We start from the raw sequence: 8,453 nt of genomic DNA on the forward strand, positions 1-8,453 counted from the left end.
AAAAGGAAACAATATGAACTCGATGAGCTTTCTGATCTCGACCGTTTTTGATCTTTACATCATGGTTGTGATCTTGCGTATCTGGCTACAAGCATCACGTGCAGATTTCTACAACCCATTCTCACAATTCATCGTAAAAGCGACACAACCGGTTGTTGCCCCACTACGCCGAGTTATTCCATCAATCGGCAGCCTTGATCTAGCGACCGTTGTTTTCGCTTATGTGCTGTGTGTACTTAAGTTCGTTGCTCTAAACCTGATTATCTCTGGCGGCGCTGCCGTTTTCGATATTAGCTTCCTTATCTTTGGTGCACTGTCTCTGCTCAAAGCGGCTGGTGGTTTGATCTTCTGGGTTCTACTTATCCGTGCAATCCTAAGCTGGGTAAGCCAAGGTCGTAGTCCAATCGAGTACGTATTCCATCAACTGACTGAACCAATGCTAGTGCCTATCCGCCGTATCCTTCCGGACATGGGTGGTTTCGACCTAAGCGTACTGGTTCTGTTCATTGTTCTGCAATTTGCGAACTTCCTAATGGGCGACATGATTGGCCCTATTTGGTATCAGCTATAATTCAAGTACAAACATCAGGTACTTTGACGATGCCAAAAGCGGTTTGGGCCGAGGAAGACGATATTCTTCTTAGGCTCTATATCCAACCCAAAGCAAGCCGAGACAAAATTGTCGGCTTGCACGGTCAGGAACTGAAAATTGCCATTACTGCACCACCGGTTGATGGCAAAGCCAATGCCCATTTAGCGAAATACCTTGCGAAACAGTTTAAGGTCGCAAAAGGGCAAATTAAGATAGAAAAGGGAGATCTCGGTAGGCACAAGCAAGTTCGAATATGCTCGCCAAGCCAAATCCCAACTGAAGTCAAAGCCATCCTATGATGGCTTTTTGCTATTTATTGGAGTCATTATGCGTTTATGGATAACAGCACTACTCACCGCTCTTGTTGCCTTACCAAGCTCAGCAGGGCAATTTAAGAACATTAAGGATGTCGAGGTTCATTACTCGGCTTTTAATTCCACGTTCTTAACTTCGCAAGTCGCTAAGCAATACAAACTTAAGCGAAATGGATACTCAGCAATCCTCAACATCAGCGTGTTAGACAAGGCTTCTCTAGGCAAGCCTGCGACAACGGCTAAAATTACGGGAACAGCGAAGAACCTCGTTGGAAACACCCGTACTTTGAAGTTTCGAGAAATCAAAGAAGGCGATGCGATTTATTACCTTGCTGAGTTCCCCGTAACTCACGAAGAAAACATCACCTTCGACATCGATGTGAACGCAGGCCTAAAAGGCACTGGTCCACTGCGTTTCACACAGAAATTCTATATAGAAGAGTAAGCTCAAACCTTACTTTTCATTTATTAACTTATTTAGAGCTACATTCCCATGAGTAAGATTGTTTTAGCAACAGGCAACCAAGGTAAAGTTCGCGAGATGGCAGATATTCTGTCTGAGTTTGGTTTTGACGTTGTCGCGCAAAGTGAATTTAACGTTTCAGAAGTCGCTGAAACAGGAACGACTTTCATTGAAAATGCCATCATCAAAGCTCGCCACGCAGCGAAAGAAACAGGGCTGCCAGCCATTGCTGACGACTCAGGTTTAGAGGTTGATTACTTAAATGGTGCGCCAGGTATCTATTCAGCGCGTTACTCAGGTGAAGGGGCAACCGATAAGCAGAACATCAAAAAACTATTAGATGCGATGCAAGGTGTCGAAACTGAAAAGCGTACTGCGCGTTTCCACTGTGTGTTGGTGCTAATGCGTCACGAGAATGATCCAACACCTCTAGTGTGTCACGGTAAATGGGAAGGTCGTATTCTTACTGAAGAACACGGTGAGAATGGCTTTGGCTACGATCCTGTGTTCTTTGTACCAGAAGATAACTGCGCCTCAGCAGAGCTTGAATCTTCGCGTAAGAAGCAACTATCACACCGTGGTAAAGCGCTTGCGTCACTATTCAAGACTCTCAAGGAGCAAGCTCTGTAATGCACAATGCAGCGCTAATACCACCCGCACTTAGCCTCTATGTACACATCCCATGGTGTGTACAAAAGTGTCCGTATTGTGATTTTAACTCTCACGCTCTGAAAGCCGAGATCCCTGAAAAAGAGTACATCGATGCACTGCTTGAGGATCTCGATACTGATATCGAAAAATATCAGCTCAATGGTATGCCTCGCCCACTGCATTCGATCTTTATTGGTGGCGGTACCCCAAGCCTGTTTTCTCCTGAAGGAATTGGCCGATTGTTACAAGGCATTGAACAGCGCATCCCGTTCAAACCTGAAATAGAAATCACCATGGAAGCCAACCCGGGAACTATCGAAGCTGAGCGTTTTGCAGGTTACCAAAAGGCAGGCATTACTCGAATCTCGGTGGGTGTGCAAAGTTTTGAGCAAGAGAAACTGGAAAGACTTGGGCGTATTCATGGTCAAGATGAAGCGGTAAATGCTGCTCATTTAGCGCATAAGATTGGATTGAATAGTTTCAATTTAGACTTAATGCACGGCTTACCCGAACAGAGTATTGAACAAGCGTTGGCTGATTTGGATAAAGCGATAGAACTCGACCCTCCGCACTTATCTTGGTATCAGCTAACAATAGAACCTAACACCATGTTCTATTACAAAACACCAACGCTGCCTGATGATGATGACCTTTGGGATATCTTCGACCTAGGCCATAAGAAGCTCGCAGACGCAGGGTATGTGCAGTACGAAATTTCAGGCTACAGCAAGCCGGGATATCAGTGCCAACATAACCTCAACTACTGGCGCTTTGGTGACTATCTAGGTATTGGCTGTGGCTCTCATGGCAAGCTGAGCTTTACAGATGGACGCATTGTTCGTACCACTAAGGTTAAGCACCCTAGAGGCTATCTAGCTGCGTACCAAAACATGGTAAAACCTTATCTATCAGATGAATTTGAAGTGCCGAATGAAGACCGCCCTTTTGAATTTTTCATGAACCGCTTTAGGTTAATGGAAGCATGTCCAAAGCAGGATTTCATTGATACGACAGGGCTTGGTTTTGACTCGATTCAAAAAACGATTGAATGGGCAAAAGAGCTAGGCTACTTGAAGGAAACCGACACTCACTGGCAGATCACTGAAAAAGGAAAGCTGTTTCTCAATGATCTGTTAGAAGCCTTTATGGCAGAAGAAGACGAGTAGTTCGAGATTCGAGATTCGAGAAGCATTGCGTAAGGGTTGGCTTTAGGGTCAACCCTTTTTGTTTTATAGCCCTCTCTCGGAGCGAAGCGTTCTATAGGACAACGTCCGTGCTCGAATCTTTCTCTTAGAAAATAGAACGACCAATTCGCTCTGAAAGCAACTCTAGAGCCTTAGTACCTGCGAGCGAGTTGCCAGAAGGATCAAGCTCTGGAGACCACACCGCAATCGTCATTTCGCCAGGAACGATAGCAATAATACCGCCACCAACGCCCGATTTTCCTGGCATACCAACACGGTAGGCAAACTCACCAGCCCCATCGTACAAGCCACACGTCGCAAGCAAAGCATTCAACTGCTTGGTTTGAACTGGCGTGATGATCTCTTTCTTGGTTTGAACCGACACGCCTTTGTTTGCTAAATAGCTAAAGGTTTTTGCCAAATCCACACACGTCATTTTAAGCGCACAAGCATGGAAGTAGTTATTCAGAACTGGGATAACATCATTCTCAAAATTACCAAATGAACGCATCAAATAAGCAATGGCAGCATTACGATCGCTGTGCATCATTTCTGAAGCCGCTACTACCTTGTCGTACACAATATGAGTATCGCCCGATAACTGACGTACAAACTCCAATAAACGCTGTCTTGGTGCTGACAAGCGGCTTTGTAGTAGGTCTGCAACAACAATTGCACCAGCATTGATGAACGGGTTACGAGGAATCCCATACTCCATCTCAAGCTGAATCATCGAGTTAAAGGCTTGACCAGAAGGCTCTTTGCCTACTCTTTGCCAAATCTCTTCAGGCTTATATAGCACCATAGCTAGCGTCAGGCTCAAGGCTTTAGAAATAGATTGCACAGAAAATGCTTCTTCAGCATCGCCTGCTTTAATCACCTCACCTTCATTGGTGTATACCGCGATCGCCAGTTTCTGGTTCGATACGCGAGCCAGTGCAGGGATATAATCAGCGACCTTTCCCTGTCCAATTAAAGGACGAACTTCGTCTAAGATCTCGGCCAAAATAGCTTGAGTTGGTTTCATGTGCGCTTACTTCTATATTGTTATTTTTGTAGGGGGTGTAACATATACCAATCGTAGTAAATAACTGCTCACTCTAGCTTGTTAAAATGCTCGATAACTGCGTTAGAATTTTTGATTGTAGAGTAACTACTTATCGAAAAATGCTGCCTTGTTCTCAAGCCTTTTTCCTACGCTATTTCTGATCACTTACTTACTGTGATTGGTATTACTTTCTGTCGTTAAGCCTTTACTGAAATAAAAGCCTAAGGACAAAAAAGCCAACATTACAATAATGTTGGCTTTAATCAATCCCATAAAGTGTAGGGGTTAAACCCTAAGTCGGATTACCCTTCACTTAATTTGATTCGAAGTTACTTAGTACGCTTGAACTTAATGTCCCAAACACCATGACCTAAACGGTGGCCACGCGCTTCAAACTTAGTTAGCGGGCGCTCATCCGGACGAGGGATGTAATCACCATCTTCAGCGATGTTTTCGAAGCCTGGAGCTACGTTCATCACTTCAATCATATGTTCTGCGTAGTTTTCCCAGTCTGTTGCCATGTGGAAAACACCAGTATCAAGTTGAAGCTTGCCGCGAACCATCTCTGCAAACTCAGCCTTAACGATACGACGTTTATGGTGACGAGCTTTGTGCCATGGGTCAGGGAAGAACAGTTGCAGAGTATGCAGGCTGCTATCTGGGATCATGTGTTCAAATACTTCTACAGCATCGTGACACATTACACGCAGGTTAGTTACGCCAGCATCGCGAGCTGTACCTAAACACGCACCAACACCCGGGCTATGAACTTCAATACCTAAGAAGTTTTTCTCAGGTGCGTTCTTTGCCATTTCAACCAGTGATGCACCCATACCGAAGCCAATCTCTAGTACAACCGGGTTATCGTTGCCAAATACTTCTTTCCAGTTAAGAAGCTCTGGGTTGTAGTCGATACCCATTGTTGGCCAACATTCATTCATCGCGTTCTCTTGGCCTTTTGTTAAGCGGCCTTCGCGGCGAACAAAGCTACGGATCTTACGAACCAGTTTGCCGTCTTCAGTATATTCGTTAGTGGTCACTTCACTCATTGATTTTTGCCTGCACATTGATTAATCAAAGCGGGGATTATCCAAAGAATTGCCTCCGGTGCAAGTCTTTCCGTGGATAAATTCCCACACAATTTGTCTGTTTTACATCCAACGTTAAGTGTGGTGCAATTTCGCTTCTAATAATAGCAAAGCATAGAGCATGTCGTGACTCCTTTCGCAACCGCCATATTAAAGTGGTATGACGCCTACGGGCGTAAAGAATTGCCTTGGCAACAAAACAAAACCGCCTACACCGTTTGGCTATCTGAAATCATGCTTCAGCAGACTCAGGTTGCTACGGTGATTCCATACTACCAACGCTTCTTAGAACGCTTTCCAACGGTTATCGACCTAGCGAACGCCGAACAAGATGAGGTACTCCACTTATGGACAGGGCTTGGTTATTACGCACGAGCTCGCAATCTACATAAAGCAGCCAAGATCGTTGCTGAGCGATATGGTGGTGAATTTCCGCTGTCTATCGAAGAGATGAACGCGCTACCGGGGATTGGTCGCTCAACAGCAGCAGCCGTCTTATCATCGGTTCATAAACTTCCTCATGCGATTCTTGATGGCAATGTAAAACGAACGCTTGCGAGAAGTTTTGCCGTTGAAGGTTGGCCGGGGCAAAAGAAAGTCGAAAACCAGCTTTGGGAACACGCCGAAGCACATACTCCGAACAAAGATGTCGATAAGTACAACCAAGCAATGATGGACATGGGTGCCATGGTTTGTACCCGTAGCAAGCCTAAGTGCACCTTGTGCCCGATTGAAAGCATGTGTGAGGCCAAGAAGCTCGATAGACAGCTCGACTTCCCTGGCAAAAAGCCTAAGAAAGAAAAGCCAGTAAAAGACACATGGTTTGTGATTCTGTATCACGACAACCAAGTGTGGCTCGAACAGCGCCCTCAATCTGGTATCTGGGGCGGATTGTTTTGTTTCCCTCAAAATGAAAACGCAGAGATCGAACATCAACTAGATCTTCGTTCGATCAAAGACACTCAAACCAATTCGATCAAGACCATGATTGCGTTTAGACACACTTTCAGCCACTACCACTTAGATATCACGCCAGTATTGGTGAAATTAGATAAACAACCAGATTTGATAATGGAAGGGACTAAAGGTCTCTGGTATAACTTATCAAAACCGGAAGAAATTGGCCTAGCCGCTCCTGTAAAGCAGCTTATTGAGAGCCTACCCTTTGAACTGAACGACGACGTTTGAATCAACGAACGCGATAAGAGGAACCACTATGAGCCGCACTGTATTTTGTGCTCGCCTTCAAAAAGATGCTGAAGGCCTAGATTTTCAACTTTACCCAGGTGACTTAGGTAAGCGTATCTTTGACAACGTGTCTAAAGAAGCTTGGGGACAATGGCAAAGCAAGCAAACTATGCTTATCAATGAAAAGAAGCTAAACATGATGGATCCTGAGCATCGTAAACTTCTTGAAACTGAGATGGTTAACTTCCTTTTCGAAGGTAAAGATGTCGTAATTGATGGTTATACTCCACCAAGCGAATAAGACATTTATTTAAGCAATTTTTAATGACATCATGGTTAACGCTGCGATGTCATTTTTGTATGAGGAACTATGAAAAAGCTAAGTTACTTCCTAACAGCCATGTTATTAACTGGCTGCAGCCGTGAATTTGTCGAAAGCATTTATGATGTCAATTACGAGCCAACCAACCGGTTTGTGAAGAATTTAGCTGAGCTACCCGGACAATTTGAAAAGGATACCGGGGCGCTAGATTCATTAATAGATAGCTTTTCAGGCAACATTCAAAAACGTTGGGGTAGCAGTGAAATCAAGATGGCAGGTAAGAGTAACTATGTGAAATACATAGATAATTACTTAAGTCGTTCAGAAGTGAATTTTAGCCAAGGCCTGATAACGGTGGAAACGGTTTCCTCTACCGAACCGAAAAAACACCTCAAAAATGCGATCATGACGACCCTTTTGACGCCAGATGATCCGGCGCATGTCGATCTATTCTCTTCTAAAAGCATCAAGCTAGAAGGCAAACCTTTCCTCTATAATCAGGTTGTAGACCAAGAAAAAAAGCCCATTCAATGGACTTGGCGAGCGAACCAGTTTGCGGATTACCTGATCGCGAATAACCTAAAAACCAAAGAAGTCGACTTTAAAAAAGCCTACTACGTTGAAATCCCAATGGTGGCCGACCACGCTAGCCAGCGTAGTTATCAATATGCCGACATCGTTCGACGAGCGTCTCAGCGTTATGACATCCCTGAAGATTTAATCTACGCTATCATCAAGACAGAGAGTAGCTTCAACCCGTACGCCGTAAGCTGGGCTAATGCTTATGGTCTTATGCAGGTGGTACCTAAAACCGCTGGTCGAGATGTATTTGAACACGTCAAAAAGAAACCTGGTGAACCAAGCCCTGAGTACTTATTCAATCCAGAAAACAACATTGATGCTGGCACCGCATACTTTTACATCCTTAAAAATCGTTATTTGAAAGACGTAAAAAACCCATTAACGCTTGAATACAGTATGATTTCAGCCTATAACGGCGGTACTGGTGGCGTACTCAATACCTTCAGTAAGGACAGAAAGCGAGCAATGCAAGACTTAAACTCGCTGCAACCGAGCCAAGCCTACTGGGCGCTTACCAAGAAGCATCCAAATAAAGAGTCGCGCCGATACCTCGAAAAAGTAACGCAATTCAAAAAAGAATTTAACCAAGGTAAAACATAACCCTCACTTTTGAATAAAAAAACAACGAACGAACGGTTTTTTTAGTTATTTTCAAAAAAGGAGTTGACGGTTATGCAGAAAATCCGTTTAATAGCGCTCCGTTGCCCGGATAGCTCAGTCGGTAGAGCAGAGGATTGAAAATCCTCGTGTCGGTGGTTCGATTCCGCCTCCGGGCACCACAATTTGATTTGTTGGTGTCAACACTCTTTAACAGGGAGTAACAACACGGACAAAAGCATAAAGAATTTAGTGTGCCGACTTAGCTCAGTAGGTAGAGCAACTGACTTGTAATCAGTAGGTCACCAGTTCGACTCCGGTAGTCGGCACCATTCTTTTGCCTCGATAGCTCAGTCGGTAGAGCAGCGGATTGAAAATCCGCGTGTCGGTGGTTCGATTCCGCCTCGAGGCACCATTATTTGGT

General features: G+C 44.5%; 10 protein-coding genes and 3 tRNA genes. 11 read left to right on the forward strand and 2 right to left on the reverse strand.

Translation table 11 applies throughout. The features are described 5' to 3' along the window. Nucleotides 1-13: 13 nt before the first annotated feature. From AB4133_RS06165 to hemW, 5 genes are read left to right on the forward strand one after another with little or no spacing between them, the layout of a single operon-like run. On the forward strand, nucleotides 14-571 hold the full coding sequence (locus AB4133_RS06165; RefSeq protein WP_017067798.1) for a YggT family protein: 558 nt from the start codon (nucleotides 14-16) through the stop codon (nucleotides 569-571). A 29-nt stretch (nucleotides 572-600) separates the two neighbouring features. Beyond that, the gene (gene yggU / locus AB4133_RS06170; protein WP_017067797.1) at nucleotides 601-891 is read left to right on the forward strand and encodes a DUF167 family protein YggU; all 291 of its coding nucleotides are present in this window, start codon (nucleotides 601-603) and stop codon (nucleotides 889-891) included. 28 nt (nucleotides 892-919) lie between these two features. Further along, nucleotides 920-1,351 carry a DUF4426 domain-containing protein gene (locus tag AB4133_RS06175; protein ID WP_017062246.1) on the forward strand — a complete coding sequence of 144 codons (432 nt, stop codon included), beginning with the start codon at nucleotides 920-922 and terminating at the stop codon, nucleotides 1,349-1,351. A gap of 48 nt (nucleotides 1,352-1,399) precedes the next feature. Next, nucleotides 1,400-1,999 carry an XTP/dITP diphosphatase gene (locus AB4133_RS06180; protein ID WP_017062247.1) on the forward strand — a complete coding sequence of 200 codons (600 nt, stop codon included), beginning with the start codon at nucleotides 1,400-1,402 and terminating at the stop codon, nucleotides 1,997-1,999. Further along, nucleotides 1,999-3,186, forward strand: coding sequence for a radical SAM family heme chaperone HemW (hemW, locus tag AB4133_RS06185; RefSeq protein ID WP_017067796.1), 1,188 nt, complete (start codon nucleotides 1,999-2,001; stop codon nucleotides 3,184-3,186). Before AB4133_RS06180 ends, hemW begins: the two co-directional genes overlap by 1 nt. A gap of 124 nt (nucleotides 3,187-3,310) precedes the next feature. Here the strand turns inward: hemW and glsB are convergent, their stop codons facing one another. Together glsB and trmB are read right to left on the reverse strand one after the other, a co-directional pair. Then, on the reverse strand, nucleotides 3,311-4,231 hold the full coding sequence (gene glsB / locus AB4133_RS06190) for a glutaminase B (protein ID WP_372138973.1): 921 nt from the start codon (nucleotides 4,229-4,231) through the stop codon (nucleotides 3,311-3,313). A 350-nt stretch (nucleotides 4,232-4,581) separates the two neighbouring features. Then, nucleotides 4,582-5,301: a tRNA (guanosine(46)-N7)-methyltransferase TrmB gene (trmB, locus tag AB4133_RS06195; RefSeq protein ID WP_017062250.1), complete on the reverse strand. Its 720-nt coding sequence runs from the start codon at nucleotides 5,299-5,301 to the stop codon at nucleotides 4,582-4,584. A 165-nt stretch (nucleotides 5,302-5,466) separates the two neighbouring features. Here trmB and mutY point away from each other — a divergent pair, with 165 nt between their 5' ends. The 6 genes from mutY to AB4133_RS06225 all read left to right on the forward strand — a co-directional run bounded on the left by mutY (nucleotide 5,467) and on the right by AB4133_RS06225 (nucleotide 8,444). Continuing rightward, entirely contained in the window at nucleotides 5,467-6,528 is a 1,062-nt protein-coding gene (gene mutY / locus AB4133_RS06200) for an A/G-specific adenine glycosylase (RefSeq protein WP_017062251.1), read from the forward strand. A 28-nt stretch (nucleotides 6,529-6,556) separates the two neighbouring features. Then, nucleotides 6,557-6,829: an oxidative damage protection protein gene (locus tag AB4133_RS06205; protein WP_010435637.1), complete on the forward strand. Its 273-nt coding sequence runs from the start codon at nucleotides 6,557-6,559 to the stop codon at nucleotides 6,827-6,829. Between the two features lie 69 nt (nucleotides 6,830-6,898). Beyond that, nucleotides 6,899-8,032 carry a membrane-bound lytic murein transglycosylase MltC gene (mltC, locus tag AB4133_RS06210; protein ID WP_017062252.1) on the forward strand — a complete coding sequence of 378 codons (1,134 nt, stop codon included), beginning with the start codon at nucleotides 6,899-6,901 and terminating at the stop codon, nucleotides 8,030-8,032. Nucleotides 8,033-8,135: 103 nt separating this feature from the next. Beyond that, nucleotides 8,136-8,211: transfer RNA gene (locus AB4133_RS06215), tRNA-Phe, on the forward strand. A gap of 74 nt (nucleotides 8,212-8,285) precedes the next feature. After that, nucleotides 8,286-8,361: transfer RNA gene (locus tag AB4133_RS06220), tRNA-Thr, on the forward strand. 7 nt (nucleotides 8,362-8,368) lie between these two features. Beyond that, nucleotides 8,369-8,444: transfer RNA gene (locus AB4133_RS06225), tRNA-Phe, on the forward strand. The last annotated feature ends 9 nt before the right edge of the window (nucleotides 8,445-8,453 follow it).

Origin of the sequence: Vibrio sp. 10N.286.52.F8 (genome assembly GCF_041468745.1) — a bacterium.
GTDB lineage: Bacteria > Pseudomonadota > Gammaproteobacteria > Enterobacterales > Vibrionaceae > Vibrio > Vibrio crassostreae_C.